The sequence below is a fragment of the Xanthomonas sp. DAR 80977 genome, assembly GCF_041240605.1.
Taxonomy (GTDB): Bacteria; Pseudomonadota; Gammaproteobacteria; order Xanthomonadales; family Xanthomonadaceae; genus Xanthomonas_A; species Xanthomonas_A bundabergensis.
This window is the reverse complement of the sequence record NZ_CP162487.1, coordinates 5316540-5334903: the sequence shown is the minus strand read 5'-3', so window position 1 is coordinate 5334903 and position 18364 is coordinate 5316540. Positions and strand designations below refer to the sequence as shown.

At 70.5% G+C, this 18364-nt stretch carries 10 protein-coding genes; 6 read left to right on the top strand and 4 right to left on the bottom strand.

Annotated elements, in window-relative coordinates; all coding sequences use genetic code 11:
- Window positions 1-20: 20 nt before the first annotated feature.
- On the bottom strand, window positions 21-1937 hold the full coding sequence (locus AB3X10_RS22700) for a sensor domain-containing diguanylate cyclase (protein WP_369977767.1): 1917 nt from the start codon (window positions 1935-1937) through the stop codon (window positions 21-23).
- A gap of 157 nt (window positions 1938-2094) precedes the next feature.
- On the opposite strand from AB3X10_RS22700, the gene AB3X10_RS22695 reads away from it, so the two are divergent.
- The 6 genes from AB3X10_RS22695 (at window position 2095) to AB3X10_RS22670 (ending at window position 14055) form a co-directional block, all read left to right on the top strand.
- Window positions 2095-3498: a sensor histidine kinase gene (locus AB3X10_RS22695; protein ID WP_369977765.1), complete on the top strand. Its 1404-nt coding sequence runs from the start codon at window positions 2095-2097 to the stop codon at window positions 3496-3498.
- Between the two features lie 54 nt (window positions 3499-3552).
- Window positions 3553-6993 carry a NahK/ErcS family hybrid sensor histidine kinase/response regulator gene (locus AB3X10_RS22690; RefSeq protein ID WP_369977763.1) on the top strand — a complete coding sequence of 1147 codons (3441 nt, stop codon included), beginning with the start codon at window positions 3553-3555 and terminating at the stop codon, window positions 6991-6993.
- Window positions 6994-7120: 127 nt separating this feature from the next.
- Complete coding sequence (locus AB3X10_RS22685; protein ID WP_369977761.1) at window positions 7121-8977, top strand: tetratricopeptide repeat-containing sulfotransferase family protein; 1857 nt, start codon at window positions 7121-7123, stop codon at window positions 8975-8977.
- 282 nt (window positions 8978-9259) lie between these two features.
- Window positions 9260-12016, top strand: a complete 2757-nt coding sequence (locus AB3X10_RS22680; protein ID WP_369977759.1) for a TonB-dependent receptor — start codon at window positions 9260-9262, stop codon at window positions 12014-12016.
- 190 nt (window positions 12017-12206) lie between these two features.
- Window positions 12207-13418 carry an aspartyl/asparaginyl beta-hydroxylase domain-containing protein gene (locus AB3X10_RS22675; protein WP_369977757.1) on the top strand — a complete coding sequence of 404 codons (1212 nt, stop codon included), beginning with the start codon at window positions 12207-12209 and terminating at the stop codon, window positions 13416-13418.
- A gap of 43 nt (window positions 13419-13461) precedes the next feature.
- Window positions 13462-14055, top strand: coding sequence for a 2OG-Fe(II) oxygenase (locus tag AB3X10_RS22670; RefSeq protein ID WP_369977755.1), 594 nt, complete (start codon window positions 13462-13464; stop codon window positions 14053-14055).
- A 78-nt stretch (window positions 14056-14133) separates the two neighbouring features.
- Here AB3X10_RS22670 and AB3X10_RS22665 read toward each other — a convergent pair whose 3' ends face one another.
- The 3 genes from AB3X10_RS22665 to acs form a co-directional block, all read right to left on the bottom strand.
- Complete coding sequence (locus AB3X10_RS22665; protein ID WP_369977753.1) at window positions 14134-14700, bottom strand: manganese efflux pump MntP family protein; 567 nt, start codon at window positions 14698-14700, stop codon at window positions 14134-14136.
- 704 nt (window positions 14701-15404) lie between these two features.
- Window positions 15405-16070 carry a response regulator transcription factor gene (locus AB3X10_RS22660; protein WP_369977751.1) on the bottom strand — a complete coding sequence of 222 codons (666 nt, stop codon included), beginning with the start codon at window positions 16068-16070 and terminating at the stop codon, window positions 15405-15407.
- Window positions 16071-16208: 138 nt separating this feature from the next.
- Window positions 16209-18152 (bottom strand): acetate--CoA ligase, encoded by a 1944-nt coding sequence (gene acs / locus AB3X10_RS22655; RefSeq protein ID WP_369977749.1) that lies wholly within the window; start codon window positions 18150-18152, stop codon window positions 16209-16211.
- Window positions 18153-18364 lie beyond the last annotated feature (212 nt).

The window sequence follows — 18364 nt, the reverse complement described above, 5'->3', positions numbered from 1 at the left end:
GCAGCGGTCGAAGTGGACGTTCACGCCGGTCGTGCGTCGGCTGGCGCGGCGAATGCGCGCGACCACAGCAGCGGGTCGCTGCCGTCGAGCAGCACCCAACCCTGCGCGCGCGCCTGCAGCGGATCCTGCAGGACCTGCTGCGGCGCGACCGTCGCAGCGCCCGGCACCCCCCACAGCCCGGCCCAGGCATTGCCGCCGGCGCGCCCGGCCGCCTGCACCGCGCGCTCGGCCAGCGCCACGCTGTCCTGCAGGCGCGCCTCGGCGCGCTGCGACAGCGGGAACGGCGCCACGCCGACCGACACCGTCAACGGCAGCAGTTCGCCCTGGCCGGCATCCACGCGCAGGCGTTCGGCGGCGCCGCGCAGGTGCGCCGCCAGCGCGAACGCGGCCGCCGCGGAGGTGTCCGCGCGCACCACCAAGAATTCTCCGCTGCCCCAGCGCGCGACCAGGTCGTCGGCGTCGCAGCCCTCGCGCAGGCAGCTGGCCAGCGCCTGCAGCGCGCGGTCGCCGGCGGCATGGCCGTAGCGCGCGTTCAAGGCCTTGAACCCGTCCACGTCGACCAGGACGAGCGCGCAGCGGTGGTCGCCTTCGGGTTCCGCCGCCGCGTCCGCCGGTGTCGCCAACAGCGCCTGCATGCGGCGCTCGGTTTCCGGCCGGCTCATCAGCCCGGTCAGCGGGTCGCGTTGGCCGAGCTCGAGCGCGTCGCGCTGGCGGCGCCGGCGCAGGACCACCAGCACCACGCCCAGGGTCAGTGCCAGGGCGATGCCGATCGCGATCGTGCCGGTCTGGTCGGCATGCGCCACGCGCGCATCGATCGTTGCGGGAGGCAGCTTGCGCGCCGCGTCCGCCTGCAGCTTGGCCAGCGCGGCGATGGTCGCGCCGCGCGCCTGGGTGCGGTCCATCGCGTGCGCTTGCTGCGCATCGCGCGCGGCGGCGGCGGTATCGCCCAATGCGGTGTGGATTTCGCCGAGCAGGTCCAGTCCGTCGCGGATCTCCAGCATGTAGTTGCTGCGCGTGGCCATGGCCTGCGCCTGCTCGGCGTAGGCCAGCGCATCGGCGTCGCGCTTCTGTTCCAGGCGCAGCCGCGCCAGGCGTTGCAGGCTGACCACCGCGCCCTGCGGATCGCCATGCGCCTGCTGCCATTGCAGCGCCTCCTGGAACAGCGCTTCGGCGCGATCGGGGTGGCCGCCGGCGCGCTGGATGTCGCCGCGATGGCTGGCGATGCGGTTCAGCAGCACATCCTGGCCGCCGAGCGTGGCCGCGGTGCGTGCGGCACGATCGAAGGCGCGGTCGGCCTCCTCGTAGCGCTTGAGCACCAGCAGCGCGTATCCGTAGTTGTAGTACAGCGACATGTCGCCGGGCGAGTCCGGCCGCTGCAGCCCTTCGGCCAGGGCGATCGCCTGGCGGAAGTAGCCCAGCGCGCCCTCGTGATCGTCCAGCGCGCCGCGCATCAGCGCGATGGCCATCAGCGCGCTGATCTGCAAGCCGACGTCGCCATTGGCCACCGCATCGGCCTGCACCTGCTCCAGCAGCTTCGCCGCGCGCGGCACCTGCCCCAGTTGCTGCAGCAGCTGCGCCGTCTGCAGCCGCTCGCCGGCGCGCACCTTCGGCGGCAGCGCCGGATCCTGCAGCAGCGTCAGCAGGCGCTCGGCGGTCGCCGCCGAACTGGCGCTGTCGCCCAGGATGTGCTGCGCGGCGGCCAGGCAGCCGGTGGCGATCACCCGCGCCGGCAGCGGCAGCGGCTTGGCCAGCAGGTCGTTGGCGATCCCCAGCGATACCTGCGGCTGCTGCACCAGGCCCAGGCGGCAACGGCGCAGCTGCGGCTCGTAGGGGTCGCTGCCGGGAATGGTCTGCGCCAGCGCGGGGCCGGCCGACAGGCCGACGAGCGCCAGGAGCAGCGTCCGGCCCAGGACAACGAAGATGCGGTGCGAGGTCATGGAGGGTATCCAGGGGTCGAACGGCGGATCGGCCCGCTGCGCCATGCGCCGCGCCATCCCATCGGCGCCGCGCCCGCATCCAGCGGAGAGACGGAGGTGGCTAATATAGCCGCAGTCCGCATCCCGATCGTCGATGCGTTTCCTGCCGGTCCGCCGCATGACGCCTGGTCCCGCTTCCCCGCCTTCCTCCATTGCCGCGCCTGGCGGCGGCGTGTCGCGCCTGTGCCGCTGGTGGCGGGACATCCCGCTGGCCGACCGGGTCGACCGGCGCAATGCGGCGATGCTGCAACTGGTGCTGGTGTTCGTGGGCCTGTACCAGCCGGCGATGATCCTGCTGGCATGGGGGCGGCTGGGCGCGAGCATGGATCCGGTGGCGCTCTGGCTGGCGGGGACCAACACGCTGGCGATGTGGGCCTGCTTCGCGCTGCTGCGGCGCGGCGCGTTCCTGTGGGCGGCGCGGCTGTTCGTGCTGGTGAGCCTGGCGCTGCTGACCGTGTCCTACCTGCGCTGGGGCCTGGAGGCACAGCTGCGCGGCCAGTTGAGCCAGCTGCTGCCGGTGTTGATCGGCGGCCTGCTGCTGAGCCGGCGCGCGCTGTGGGGGGCGGTGGCGTGGCTGGCGCTGGTGGTGGCGATCGGCGCCTGGCGCGATGCGGCGCGCGCGTTCTTCCTGCCGGCGCTGTGGCCGCGGATCCTGGAGAGCGCCACCGTCGGCATCGCCGGCTTCGTCGTCGCCGCGCTGGTGCTGGACCAGTCGGTGGCGGCCTTGCGCGAGAGCCTGGACCTGGCGCGCCAGCGCGGCAACGACCTGGCCCGCTCGCGCGACCGGCTGCAGCTGGAGATGCAGGAAAAGGAGCGCTCGCGCGACCAGCTGGTGCACGCGCAGAAGATGGAGAGCGTCGGCCGCCTGGCCAGCGGCGTGGCGCACGATTTCAATCACCTGCTCAGCCTGATCATGGGCTACGCGGCGCGCGCGCGGCGCAGCGACGATCCGCAGCAGCTCAAGGCCGCCCTGCAGGGCGCCGACGCGGCGGCGCGGCGCGCGGCGGCGGTGACCCGCAAGCTGCTGGATTTCAGCCGCCAGGAAGCCACCCGGCTGGAAGTGTTCGAGCCGGCCGAGACGATCGCCGGCATGCGCCCGATGTTCGACCAGCTGTTCGGCATGGGCGTGCAGGTGCGCCTGCAGCTGCACGAGGCGCCGTGCCCGGTGCGCTTCGACCGCGCGCAGCTGGAGCTGATCCTGCTCAATCTCGCCGCCAACGCGCAGCAGGCGATGCCCGAAGGCGGCCGCTTCGAGCTGACCCTGGCGCCGCGCCCCGACGCCACGCTGGAGATCGCGGTGCGCGACAGCGGCCACGGCATGAGCGAGGAGGTGCGCGTGCGCTGCCTGGAGCCGTTCTTCACCACCAAGCCCAGCGGCCAGGGCACCGGCCTGGGGCTGGCGGTCAGCGCCAACCTGATCGCCGCGGCCGGCGGCGCGCTGCTGGTCGAGAGCGCGCCGGGGCAGGGCAGCGTGTTCCGCCTGCGGCTGCCGCTGCACGCCGGCGCCGCGGCCGTCCCGTGAACGGCCGCGGCGCACAGGCCCTAGACTGCGGCGATCGTCTCGGAGACCTCGCCCTTGGTTTCTAGCTGGATCCTGCTGCTGGTGTCGGTCGGCTACGCGGCGCTGCTGTTCGCGGTGGCGTGGTGGGGCGACCGGCGGCCGCTGTACCCGGAACGGCCGTGGCTGCGCCCGGCGGTGTACAGCCTGGCGCTGGCGGTGTACTGCTCGTCGTGGACCTTCTACGGCGCGGTCGGCAGCGCGGTGCGCAACGGCGCCGGCTACCTGCCGATCTACCTGGGCCCGCTGCTGCTGCTGCTGTTCGGCTGGCGCATCATCGAGCGGCTGGCGCTGATCGCGCGCAGCGAGAACACGGTGTCCATCGCCGACTTCATCTCCTCGCGCTACGGCCGCTCGCGGCGCCTGGCGGCGCTGGTGGCGGTGATCGCGCTGATCGGCGTGGTGCCCTACCTGGCGCTGCAGTACAAGGCGGTGGCGATGAGCCTGCAGGTGCTCAGCGGCCAGTCCAGCGCCGGGGCGCCGTTCTACGCCGATCCTGCGCTGTACGTGGCGCTGCTGATGGCGCTGTTCGCGACCTTGTTCGGCACCCGCCAGGTCGATGCCACCGAGCACCACCACGGCATGATGCTGGCGATCGCGCTGGAATCGGTGGTCAAGCTGCTGGCGATGGTCGCGGTGGGCGTGTTCGCCTACGTGTGGCTGAGCGGCCGCGACGGCCGCGTGCTGCAGTCGGCGCATACCTTGTTCCAGAACACGCCGCCGGTCGGCTTCATCTCGCAGACCCTGCTCAGCTTCCTGGCCATCGTGTGCCTGCCGCGGCAGTTCCACGTGGCGGTGGTGGAGTGCAGCGACATCGGCGACATCCGCAAGGCGCGCTGGCTGTTCGGCCTGTACCTGGTGGTGATCTCGGCGATGGTGGTGCCGATCGCCGCGGCCGGCGTCGCCCTGTTCGGCCATTCCGGCGAGGTGGCCCGCGACAGCATCGTGCTGGCGCTGCCGCTGGCCGAGGGCCGCACCGCGCTGGCGCTGGTCGCCTACGTGGGCGGCTTTTCCGCCGCCACCGGCATGGTCATCGTCTCCAGCATCGCGCTGGCGACGATGATCAGCAACGACCTGGTGATGCCGGTGCTGCTGCGCCGCCGCGGGCACCAGGCGGCCGGCGCCGACGTCGCTTCGCGGGTGCTGTGGATCCGGCGTCTGGCGATCCTGCTGCTGGCGCTGATCGCCTACGGCTACTACCGCAGCAGCAGCAACGACAGCAGCCTGGCCTCGTACGGGCTGATGGCCTTCGCCGCGGTGGCGCAGTTCGCGCCGGGCGTGATCGGCGGGCTGTACTGGCGCGGCGCCAGCCGCAGGGGCGTGGAGACCGGCATGGTGCTGGGCTTCGCCACCTGGATCTACACCTTGCTGCTGCCGGCGCTGACCCAGGCCGGCTGGCTGGCGCCGGAATGGCTGCGCGACGGGCCGTTCGGCATCTCCTGGCTGCGCCCGCAGCAGCTGTTTGGCATGAGCGGCTGGGATCCGCTGGCGCATGGCACGTTCTGGTCGCTGCTGCTCAACGTCGGCACCATGATGCTGGTGTCGGCGCGCTGGCGCCCGGGCCTGGACGAGCGCTTGCGCGCGGCGCCGTTCCTGGAGCCGTATTCGCAGCGGCCGGCGGTGGCCGGCGACTGGCTCGGGCATGTGCAGGTGATCGACCTGCAGGCGCTGGCCGAACGCATGGTCGGCGAACGCCACGCGCGCCGCGCCTTCGCCGAACAGGCGCAGTTGCTCGGCCGCGAGCCGCAGCCCAACGCGGTGGCCGACCGCGCCTGGGTGCAGTTCACCGAACGCCTGCTCGCCGCCTCGATCGGCGCGGCCTCGGCGCGCCTGGTGCTGACCAGCCTGCTGCGCGGCTCGGGCATGGACCTGGGCGAAGTGGTGGCGGTGCTCGACGAGGCCGGGCAGGAGCTGCGCTTCAACCGCGAGATCCTGTCCACCACGCTGGAGAACATCAGCGCCGGCGTCAGCGTGGTCGATCCGGCGATGCGCCTGACCGCGTGGAACCGGCGCTACCAGCAGATGTTCGGCTATCCCGACGGCATGCTCTACGTCGGCCGCCCGGTCGCCGACCTGATCCGCTACAACGCCGAGCGCGGCGAACTGGGCGAGGGCCGGATCGAGGACCAGATCAACCGCCGCATCGGGCACCTGCGCGCCGGCACCTCGCACGTGTTCGAGCGCACCCGCAGCGACGGCAAGGTGATCGAGATGCGCGGCCAGCCGCTGCCCGGCGGCGGCTACGTGACCAGCTACAACGACATCACCGACTACAAGCGCGCCGAGCAGGCGCTGCTGGAGGCCAACGAGACCCTGGAGCAGCGCGTGGCCGAGCGCTCGCGCGAGGCCGAGCTGGCGCAGCAGTCCAAGACCCGCTTCCTGGCCGCGATCAGCCACGACGTGCTGCAGCCGCTCAACGCGGCGCGGCTGTTCGCCTCGGCGCTGCGCGAAGCGCACCAGAACGAGGAACAGCGGCACCTGGCCGAGCGCGTGGACGCCTCGCTGCGCGCGGCCGAGGAGCTGCTCGACGGCCTGCTCGACGTGTCGCGGCTGGATGCCGGCGGCATGCGCCCGGCGATCGAGGATTTCGATGCCAGCGTGCTGCTGCGCGAGCTGGCCGCGCAGTACACCCCGGTCGCCGCCGGCCGCGGCCTGCGCATGCACGTGTACGCGCGGCCGATCTGGGTGCGCAGCGACCGCCGCCTGCTGCGCCGGGTGCTGCAGAACTTCATCGCCAACGCGCTGCGCTATACCCGCCAGGGCCGCATCGTGCTGGGCATGCGCGGCCGCGGCGCGGCGCTGGAACTGCAGGTGTGGGACACCGGCCCGGGCATCCCCAAGCACCACATGCAGCAGATCTTCGAGGAGTTCCAGCGCTACCAGCAGCCGTTCGACTGGGGCGAGCAGGGCCTGGGCCTGGGCCTGTCGATCTGCCAGCGCATCTCGCGCCTGCTCGGCCACGACCTGGATGCGCGCAGCGCGGTCGGCCACGGCAGCATGTTCTCGATCGCCGTGCCGCGGGTGGCGCCGGTGCCGCAGAAACAGCAACGCCAGCAACGCAGCGTGGCCGCCAGCGACTCGCTGGCCGGGTTGCGCGTGCTGTGCGTGGACAACGACCAGGAAATCCTCGACGGCATGCGCGCGCTGCTCGGCCGCTGGCAGGTGGAGGTGATCTGCGCCAGCACCGTGGACGAAGCGCTGCCGCTGGCGGCGCGCGCGCCCAACGTGATGCTGGTCGACTACCACCTGCACGACCGCCTGGACGGACTGGACACGCTGGACGCCTTGCGCGAGGCGATGGTCGGCCCGGTCGCCGGCGCGCTGCTCACCGCCGACGGCCGCGACGAACTGAAACTGCAGGCGCGCGAACGCGGCTACCGGGTGCTGACCAAGCCGGTCAAGCCGGCCTCGCTGCGCGCCTTCCTCACCGCGTACCACGACCCGATCAAGAGCGACTAGAACGGCGCTGCGTACCCGAAGTGTGTGCGTCTTTTGCCGGGCGCCGGCACGGTGTGCGTGGCGACCCGCGAAACCGCCCGGCTATGGTGGCAGCCCTTTCCGCCTGCCCGTCGTGGACCGCCAGCGCATGACCCTACCGGACGACTCCGCGATCCCGCCGCTGCCCGCCTTGCTGGCGGCCCTGGAGGCCGGACAGGCGCAGGCGCTGGAGCAGGGCGCGCGCCGCTACCTGCAGCACGCGCCCGGCGACGCACTGGTCGGCAGCCTGCTGGCGATGAGCCTGCAGATGCAGGGCCAGCCGGCGCAGGCGGCCGCGCTGTACCGCGAACTGGCCGCGCGGCAGCCGCAGGACGTGGCGCACTGGAACAACCTGGGCACCGCCTTGCGCGAGGCGCGCCGTTTCGCCGAGGCGCGGCAGGCGTATGCGCAGGCGCGCGCGTTGACGCCGGACGATCCGATGCTGCACCACAATCTCGGCCTGCTGGCGATGGACGACGGCGACTACGGCGCCGCCCGCGAGCATCTGCTGGATGCGCACGGCCTGGTGCCGGAGTCGCCGCACCTGCGCGTGCACGCCGCCATGGCCTGCCACGAATGCGGCGACTTCCAGCGCGTGGAGGCGCTGATCGCCAACTGGCGGCAATGGCCGGCGCAGGACCCGGAGACCACGCTGGAACTGGCCTGGCTGCTGTCGCAGGCAGGCCAGACCGATGCGGCGTGCGAACTGCTGCGCGCCTGCGCCGCCGCCCCGATGCCGCAGCCGGAGCGCGCCTGGTCGCGGCTGGTGCTGGTGCTCGAACGCGCCAACCGGCTCGAGCAGGCGCGCCAGGCGGCCGCGCAGCTGCCGGCGCCGGAACGCATCGAGGACCCCGACGCGCGCCACGACGCGATCAACGCGCTGGCGGTCCTGGCGATGCGCGATGGGCAGTGGGACGACGCCTACCGATTGCTGTCGGGCTTGCTGAGCGCCGGTGCCGGCACCGACAAGCGCAAGCAGAGCAACCTGTTCTTCGCCCTGGCCCGCGTCTGCGACCGCCTGGGGCGCCACGGCGAGGCGCTGGCGGCGTGCGCGCAAGGGCATGCCGGGCAGGTCGAGGGCGTGGCGTCATTGGTGCCCGAGCTGGCCGCCGCGGATGCGGCGCCGCTGCCGGTCGCGCGTCACCGCTGGGATCCGGCGCGCTACGCCGCGGCGTTGCCGGTGGCCGCTCCGTCGCACGACGCATCGCCGGTGTTCGTGGTCGGTTTCCCGCGCTCGGGTACCACCTTGCTGGAACAGATGCTCGATGCGCATCCGCAGCTGTGCGCGATGGACGAGCGCCCGTTCCTGCAGGGCCTGGCCGAGCGCATCGAACGCCGCGGCCTGGCCTGGCCCGATGGCCTGGGCGAACTGGACGACGCCGACTGCGCCGCCTTGCGCGCCGACTACTGGCAATCGGTCCGCGGCGTGGTGGAGCTGCAGCCGGGACAGCGCCTGGTCGACAAGAATCCGCTGAACCTGCTGCGCCTGCCGCTGATCCGGCGGCTGTTTCCCGAGGCGCACGTGATCCTGGCGCTGCGCCATCCCTGCGACGTGCTGCTGAGCTGCTACATGCAGGCGTTCCGCTCGCCGGCGTTCGCGTTGTTGTGTTCCAGCGCGCAACGCCTGGCGCAGGGCTACGCCGATGCGATGGCGTTCTGGCTGTACCACGTCGAACTGCTGCAGCCGCACGCGCTGGAGCTGCGCTACGAGGACCTGGTGGCCGATCCGCAGGCGCAGGTCGCGCGGCTGGGCAGCTTCCTGCAACTCGAACAGCCGGCGCGGTTGCTCGAGTTCCAGCGCCATGCGCGCGCCAAGGGCTTCATCAGCACGCCCAGCTATGCGCAGGTGGTGGAAGGCATCAACCGCAAGGGCCTGGACCGCTGGCGCCCGTATCGCGGCTTCTTCGAACCGGTGCTGCCGCTGCTGCGGCCCTATCTGCAGCGCTGGGACTACCGCGTCGACTGAGGCCGGCGCGCTGCGCCCACGGCAGATGCCCGTGGCGCCTGCCCATCCAGTCGCGCGGATGCGCATGTCTTCGAACGATGTAGCGTTTATGACGGCCGCTGGCGCAATCCGGCACATCGAAACAACACTTTTCTTATAAAAAACTAACAAGTGCTTGACGGTCCCAGCGACCGCTTGCCCGAGGTCTCCAACAAAAAGACGTCGCGCCTTGCGCGATTCGTATCGGTGCGCGCCCGTGCGTACCGCTGGCGTTCTGTTGCCCATCACATGAGGTTTTCCCCAATGTCCGCACCAAAGAACAGACTCGCCCAGGCCATTTGCCTGGGATTGGCCACGCTTCCCGCTTCGCTCTACGCGCAGAGCGCCGATACCGCCGCGGCGTCCGCGGGCAACGGTGCGGTCGACCTGGACCGCGTCACCGTGACCGGCTCGCTGGTGAAGCGCGTGGACGTGGAGACGGCCAGCCCGGTCACCGTGGTCGATCGCCAGCAGATCCAGCAGAGCGGCAAGCAGACCCTGGGCGACCTGATGCAGTCGCTGCCCGGCATCGCCGGCGATGCGACCAACCCGCAGGTCAACAACGGCGGCGGCGACGGCGCCTCGACGGTGTCGCTGCGCGGCCTCGGCGACCAGCGCACGCTGATCCTGATCGACGGCCACCGCATCCTCAACAACGACATCAACTCGATCCCGGCCAGCATGATCGACCACGTCGAAGTGCTGAAGGTCGGCGCCTCGGCGATGTACGGCTCCGACGCCATCGGCGGCGTGGTCAACTTCATCCTGCGCAAGAACTTCGAAGGCGGCGAATTCGTCGCCAACTACGGCCAGGCCAGCCGCGGCGACGGCGCCCGCCAGGGCGGCACCTTCACCTTCGGCAAGACCTGGGACCGCGGCAACGTGGTGGTCGGCATCGACTACAACAAGCAGAAGGAGATCTCCTCGGCCAACCGCGAGTTCTCCAAGTACGCGATGTACCTGTCCAGCGGCAGCGTCTACAAGGGCGGTTCCAGCCGTACCCCGAACGGCTACTACAAACTGCCGGCGAGCACGCTGGCCGCCAACGGCTGCAGCACCGGCGGCGCGATGACCAGCGACGGCAGCGGCGGCTACAAGTGCTACTCCTCCTCCTCCGACGCCTACAACTACCAGGCGCAGAACCTGCTGATGACCCCGCAGCAGCGCGTCAACAGCTTCGTGCTCGGCAGCTTCAACGTGACCGACAACGTGCAGGCCTACGTCAACGCCTACCACAACCACACCATGTCGCACTACGCGATCGCGCCGCTGCCGTTCGATGCGCAGAGCGACGGCATCACCATCGCCGCCGACAATCCCTACAACCCGTTCGGCGTCGAGTTCGGCCCCGACGGCTACGAGTACCGCTCGCGCTTCACCTCGCTGGGCCAGCGCGAAGGCTTCTACGACACCACCACCGACCAGGACGTGCTCGGCCTGAAGGGCAGCATCGGCGACACCAGCTGGGTGTGGGACGCCAACTTCAACTACGGCCACTACAAGCAGCGCAACTGGAGCCACGGCTACGTCGACTACGCGGCGTTGCAGGATGCGATCACCTCCGGCGAACTGAACATCTTCGACCAGACCGACGCCGATACCGTGGCCTGGATGAACAGCCACGAGTCGATCCCGCGCTACCAGACCACCACCATCACCCGCCAGTGGGAAGCCAGCGCCAACGGCAGCGTGTGGGAGCTGCCGGCCGGCAGCGCGCAGCTGGCGGTCGGTGCGCTGTACCGCAAGGAGAGCCTGGACTACACCGTGTCCAGCAATGCGGTGATCAACAGCGACAACACCTGCGACATCTCCTCCGAGGCCTGCTCCTCGCCGCTGAGCGGTTCCTTCAGCGTCAAGGAAGCCTACGCGCAGCTGTTCATCCCGGTGCTGGCGCAGTCCTCGCCGATCGGCGCGCTCAACGTGACCCTGAGCGATCGTTTCTCCGACTACAGCAGCGTCAGCTCGACCAACAACAGCGCCTCGTTCCAGCTGGAGTGGCGCCCGATCCACGACCTGATGGTGCGCGGCACCGTGGCGCAGGTGTTCCGCGCGCCGACCATCTACGACCTGTACCAGGGGCCGACCGCGAACTCGCCGACCTTCACCGACCCGTGCATCGGCTACAGCGGCAGCGGCCACGAAAACGCCTGCGCAGGCGTGGAGACCGGCTGGACCGGCTCGGGCCTGTCGCAGACCAACGCGATCGTGTCGGGTTCGAGCTATGCCGGCTACGACCTGAAGCCGGAGAAGGGCACTTCCTACGACTACGGCATCGTCTACAGCCCGGACTACGTGCCGGGCCTGTCGCTCAACGTCGACTGGTGGAAGGTCAAGCTCGACGACCTGATCCAGTCGATCTCCGCGCAGACCGTGGTCAACAGCTGCTACAACGACAACAACAGCCCGTACTGCAGCTACATCCACCGCTATGCGGCGGGCACCGCCAGCGCCGGCAACATCGACTACATCGAGACCCCGGTGGTCAACATCGGCAAGCTGGACACCCAGGGCATCGATTTCGGCGCCAACTACGCCCTGCCGCAGACCGCGTTCGGCAAGTTCACCCTGGCCCTGGACAGCACCTACCTGCAGCGCTACGACATCGACACCGGCGACTCGGTGGTGCACATGGCCGGCAAGTACAACTCGTCCTACGGCAACTACGCACGCTGGCGCGCGCGCGGCCAGATCGGCTGGAAGCTGGGCAACTGGGACGCGACCTGGACCACGCGCTGGATCGGCAAGATCCAGGTCGGCAGCACCGACCTGTCGGAGAACATGTCCGCCGATGCGGCAATCAAGGGCGTGGTGCTGAACTACGGCAGCTACATGTACCACGCGCTGCAGCTGGGCTACGACATGACCGACGCCAACATCCGCTTCGACCTGGGCGTGGACAACCTGTTCAACAAGCAGCCGCCGGTGCTGTACCAGAACAACGTGCTGAACGCGAACACCGACGTGAGCACCTACGACACGGTCGGCCGCTACTACTGGATGCGCGCCACCTATCGGTTCTGAGCGGTGCCCGCCGGCGTCCCTTGCGCTCGCAAGGACGCCGGATCGCGACACGCGGCGCGCCCAGCTGGGCGCGCCGTTTTTCTTTGAGGGGGTGGCTGTGACAACGAGGCAAGACGATCCAGCGGCGCGGCTGCAGGCACTGTGGCGTGGCTTCGAACAGGGAGGCTTTGCGCAAGTGCAGGCGGCCGCTTTGGCCTGGCAGGCACAGGGCGACGCACCGCCGGCGTTGGGCCTGCTGCTGGCGGCATTGGCGCAGGAGGCGGGAGCGTGGACGCGCGCCACCGACCTGTATCGCGGCCTGGCGCAGCAGGAGGGGGCGCTGCAGGCGCCGGCGCGGATGGGCTGGGCGGCGGCGTTGTCGGCGCAAGGCGACGACGCGGGCGCCGAAGGCGTGTTGCAGGACCTGCTGCGCGGCCAGCCGGACCACTACATCGCCCACCTGCGCTTGGGCGAATTGCGCGCGGCGCGCGGCGCCGCGTACGCGGCGGCGGGCAGCTACTACGCCGCCATCGTGCATGCCCAGCGCCAGGGCCGTTGGCTGAGCGCGGACAGCACCGCGCCGGCCTTGCGCGAACGGGTGCGCAGCGCGATGGCCGCGGTCGATGCCGGCCGCCGCGACCTGTTCCTCGGCCTGCTGCAGCCGTTGCGCCGCGACTACGGCGCCGCCGCGCTGGACCGGGTCGAACGCGGCCTGCTGGCCTACCTGGGCCTGTTGCCGGCGCAGTATGCCGATCCGTCGCAGCGGCCGACCTTCTTCCACGTGCCCGACGTGCCGGCCGCCGCGTATCCGCCGCTGCAGCTGTTCCCCTGGTTGCAGGAGCTGGAGCAGGCCACCGCGGCGATCCGCGCCGAGATGCTGGCCACGCGCGAGCACGCCGGTGCCTATGCGCCGTTTCTCGGTGCGCCCGCGGGCCAGCTGCCACCGGGATTGCTCGCCGGCGACCGCGGCAGCCCGGCGTGGGATGCGTACTTCTTCTACCGCCATGGCCAGCGCGACGCCGCGCATGCGCAGCAGTGCGCGCACACCGCGGCCGCGCTGGAGCGCACGCCGCTGGTGCGCATCCGCGCGCACGCGCCGGAGATCTGCTTCTCGGTGCTGGCGCCCGGCACCCACATCCTGCCGCACCGTGGCGTCACCAATACCCGCCTGACCGTGCACCTGCCGTTGCTGGTGCATGGCGACTGCGCGCTGCGCGCCGGCGGCCAGCTGCACGTCTGGCAGGAAGGCCGGGCGATGGTGTTCGACGACACCTTCGAGCACGAGGCCTGGAACCGCAGCGACCGACCGCGGGTGATCCTGCTGATGGACACCTGGAACCCGCACCTGCAGCCGGTCGAACGCGAGGCGGTGACGCGCCTGGTCGAGGGCATCGGCGACTTCAACGCGCAGGTGCCGCAGTGAACCGCAACCGACAGCGCAACGCGCCACGACGGAACCCGCATCCATGAAGCACGCCGATCTTCGCCACTACGTCCGCGTCTACGACGCCGCGCTGGATGCCGGCTTCTGTAGCCAGCTGGTCGCGCAGTTCGAGCGCGCGTCGGCGCAGCACAGCCACAATGGCGCCGGCGCGCGCGCCGGCCTGGGCGACAGCGCCTGGACCGAACTCAACGTGACCCAGGCGGCCGATCCGGCCTTCCAGGGATTCTTCATCGAGCAGGTGCGCGCCGCACTGGCGCGCTACAACGCCGACCTCGGCCTGTCCGCGCCGGTGCCGTGGCGCCCGCGCCTGGCCGACCTGCGCATCAAGCGCTACCGCGCCAGCGCCGGCGAGCGCTTCCAGCCGCATTTCGATGCCTGCGACGAAGAGACCGGGCGCTACCTGGTGCTGCTGTGGTACCTCAACGACGTGGCCGAAGGCGGGCAGACCCGCTTCGTCGACCTGGACCTGGAGGTCGCGCCGCGCACCGGGCGCCTGCTGATGTTCCCGCCGTACTGGATGTACATGCACGCCGCGCTGCCGCCGCGCAGCGGCGACAAGTACATCCTCTCCACCTACCTGGAATTCACCGCCAAGCCAGTCCCATCGCAGCGCTGACGCCGGGCGAATCCAGCACCACGTCGGCGTCGCGATCCGCCGTTCCCAATCCCCAATCCCGACTCCCCAATCCCGGCCTCAATGCAGATGCTCGTACAGGATGGTGCTGCCGATCGCGATCAGCAGCGCGCCGCCGACGATCTCGGCGCGCTTGCCGGCCAGGGTGCCGAGCACGCGGCCGAGCATGATGCCCAGGGTCACCATGGTCAGCGTGCACAGGCCGATGACTACGGCGACCTCGACGATGTTGACGTCGAGGAAGGCCAGGCCGACGCCGACCGCCATCGCGTCGATGCTGGTGGCCAGGCCGGTGGCGGCCAGGTTCCAGAAGCCGTGGCGCCTGGGCGCGTCGGTGATGTCCTCGGGCGCATCGGGCTTGAGCCCGGCGACGATCATGTGCACGCCGAGCGCGCCGAGCAGGCCGAACGCGATCCAGTGGTCGAACGCGGTCACGTACTTGGCCGCGGCCTGGCCCAGCAGCCAGCCCAGCACGGGCGTCAGCGCCTCGATGCAGCCGAAGATCAGGCCGGCGCGCAGCGCGTCGCGCCACAGCGGCCTGCGCATGGCCGCGCCCTTGCCGACCGCCGCGGCGAAGGCGTCGGTGGACATGGCGATGCCGAGCAAAAGAATCGAAAGAAACGACATGTGGGGGACCGCGCCGGGGCATGAGACGAACGACGAGCGCGCGCGCCCGGCTTTCGCCACGCAAGCTCGCCGCTGGTCTCGCCAACCGAGATGGTGCCCGCACCACGGCGCAGCGGCCGAGTGTGTTGATGCGGGCGCTGTCCGGACACGCCGGACAGCAGGCTACTCCCCAAGGGACGCGCAGTCTAACAGCGGCAAATGCCGGCGAATACGCTTCGAACGCACGCGAACCTGCGCCTTTTCTTCTTAGCAACGGCTATATGGGGCGCGCGTCTCCGGCGCTGCGGTGAAGTGCCGGAGGCGGTGCGGCGCAATCGCTGGATGTGCGGGCGATGGTGCGCGTTGCGGATATCGGTCGCGGCTGAAGCCGCTCCTACAGTGGGTGGCATCGAACCGCGCCGTCTTCCTGTAGGAGCGGCTTCAGCCGCGACCGCTACTTCCAGACAACACCAAGGTCCGGTGAGCGCGAAGGACGCCGGCGGAGCGCGCAACACGCGCAAGCGACCAGAGGTGGGGAAACCCTGCAACAGGGCCACCCAAACCGCGCTCCCCGCAGCGGCTTCAGCCGCGACCGACGCTCCCGGCAATGGCAATCCCGCCGTAACCGCACGCCGATGACCCTCGGCAGCTGCGTGCGAACAGGCAGCCGACCGGCGCTCGCCCCAACCGCGCCGCCCCGGCCTTCGCCAGGACCTGCCCCGCGCTCAATCCTCTTCCAGCGGCAGCACGATGCCGTCGCTGTCGATGGCCAGCTTGCCGGCCATCAGCACCGCCTGGGTGCGGTTGGTGACCCCGAGCTTGCGCAGGATCGCGGTGACGTGCGCCTTGATGGTGGCTTCGGACACGCCCAGGTCGTAGGCGATCTGCTTGTTGAGGCGGCCGGCGCCGAGCATCTGCAGCACCCGGAACTGTTGCGGGGTCAGCTCGCGCAGGCGCTGCCCGACCTCGCGTTCGGCGCGGTCGGTGGGCGGCACGTTGTGCGCTTCCGGCGGCGCCCAGCGCTCGCCGTCCAGCACCGTGCCCAGGGCCAGGCCGATGGTGTCCGAATCGGCCGACTTGGGAATGAAGCCGAACGCGCCGTGGTCCAGCGCGCGGCGCATCACCGTCGGTTCCTCGCGCGCGGACACCACCACCACCGGCAGCTGCGGGTGCAATGCGCGCATGTGCACCAGCGCGCTGAAGCCCTGCGCGCCGGGCATGTTGAGGTCCATCAGCAGCAGGTCGGCGTCGGCATGGTGGTCGGCCAGCGCATACAGCGCCTCGACGCTGTCGGCCTCGTACAGCTGCACCCCCGGCATCACCCGCTGCACCGCGCCGCGCAGCGCCTCGCGGAACAGGGGGTGGTCGTCGGCGATCAGCAGGGTGGGCATGGGGCTGGGATTCGGGATTAGGGAGTGGGGATTCGCAACAGCAACAGCGGGTGTGGCTGCGTCAGTGAGATTGGACGTGGGCAGGGGATCGCTTTGGCGAATCCCCACTCCCGACTCCCGAATCCCGGCGGGCGCGCATCAGCGCGCCAGTCGTTCGTTGACCAGCGAATCGACCACCGACGGATCGGCCAGGGTCGAGGTGTCGCCGAGCTGGTCGGGGGCGTTCTCGGCGATCTTGCGCAGGATGCGGCGCATGATCTTGCCCGAGCGCGTCTTGGGCAGGCCCGGCGCCCACTGCAGGTGATCGGGCGCGGCGATCGGGCCGATCTCCTTGCGCACCCAGGCCACCAGTTCCTTGTGCAGTTCCTCACTGGGCGTCTCCTCGGCCACCAGGGTCACATAGGCGTAGATGCCCTGGCCCTTGATGTCGTGCGGGAAGCCGACCACCGCGGCCTCGGCCACCTTCGGATGCGAGACCAGCGCGCTCTCCACCTCGGCGGTGCCGATGCGGTGGCCGGAGACGTTGATGACGTCGTCCACGCGGCCGGTGATCCAGTAGTAGCCGTCGGCGTCGCGGCGGCAGCCGTCGCCGGTGAAGTAGCTGCCCGGGTAGGTGCGGAAATAGGTGTCGATGAAGCGCTGGTGGTCGCCGTAGACGGTGCGCATCTGCCCCGGCCAGGAGTCGCGCAGGACCAGGTTGCCTTCGGTGGCGCCTTCCAGGAGTTCGCCGTCGGCGTTGACCAGGGCCGGCTGCACGCCGAAGAACGGCAGCGTCGCCGAGCCGGGCTTGAGGTCGATCGCGCCGGCCAGCGGGGTGATCAGGATGCCGCCGGTCTCGGTCTGCCACCAGGTGTCCACGATCGGGCAGCGGCCGTCGCCGACCACGTCGAAGTACCAGCGCCAGGCCTCCGGATTGATCGGTTCGCCGACGCTGCCGAGCAGACGCAGCGACGCGCGCGAGGTGCGCTTGACCGGCGCCTCGCCCTCGCGCATCAGCGCGCGGATCGCGGTCGGCGCGGTGTAGAAGATCGTCACCTGGTGCTTGTCGATGACCTCCCAGAAGCGCGACACGTTCGGGTAGTTGGGCACGCCCTCGAACATCAGCGCGGTGGCGCCGTTGGCCAGCGGCCCGTAGACGATGTAGCTGTGGCCGGTGACCCAGCCGACGTCGGCGGTGCACCAGTAGATGTCGTCCTCGCGCAGGTCGAACACCGCCTCGTGGGTGTAGGCCGCGTACAGCAGGTAGCCGGCGGTGGTGTGCAGCACGCCCTTGGGCTTGCCGGTGGAGCCGGAGGTGTAGAGGATGAACAGCGGGTCCTCGGCGTTCATGCGCTCGGGCTCGCACTCGGCCGGCTGGCTGTCGACCACGTCGTGGAACCAGCGGTCGCGCGGGGCCTGCATGTCCACCGCGCCGCCGGTATGGCGCACCACCAGCACGGTCTCCACGGTGGTGGTGCCGGGCAGCTTCAGCGCCGCGTCGACGTTGCCCTTGAGCGGGATCTTCTTGCCGCCGCGCAGGCCTTCGTCGGCGGTGATGATCAGCTTGCTGCCGCAGTCGATCACCCGGTCGGCGATCGAATTGGGCGCGAAGCCGCCGAACACCACCGAGTGGATCGCGCCGATGCGCGCGCAGGCGAGCATCGCCACCGCCGCGTCGGGGATCATCGGCAGGTAGATGGTGACGCGGTCGCCCTTGCGCACGCCGAGCGCGCGCAGCGCGTTGCCGAGCCGGCACACGCGCTCGTACAGCTCGCGGTAGCTGACGTTGTAGGACGGCGCGTCCGGGCTGTCCGGCTCGAACAGCAGCGCGGTCTTGTCGCCGCGCGTGGCCAGCTGCCGGTCCAGGCAGTTGACGCTGGCGTTGAGCTCGCCGTCGTCGAACCAGCGGATATGGAAATCGTCCAGGGCGAAGTTCACGTCCTTGATCCGGGTCGGCTTCTTGAACCAGTCCAGGCGCTCGGCGGCCTGGCCCCAGAACGCCTCCGGCTGTTCCACCGATTGCCGGTACAGGGTCTGGTACTGGGTCTTGTCGACCCTTGCCCGGGCGGCGAACTGCGGATCGACGGGGTAGATATCGGCCATGGTGCCCTCTGCAATGAACGGGGCGCCGCATGCGGCGGCGCGTCATGGCGCAGTTTGCCGCATCCACTGTTAAGCGCGCACGCGCCGGGCTTTAGACGATGGTCGTAAAGACCGCGCCCGTTCGACTAATGGCCAATAGGCGCGGCCTGCCGCGGCGCGCACCCTGCATCCAGCCGTGCCTGCGCGCGGCGGACATCCATTATTCGGGAGGG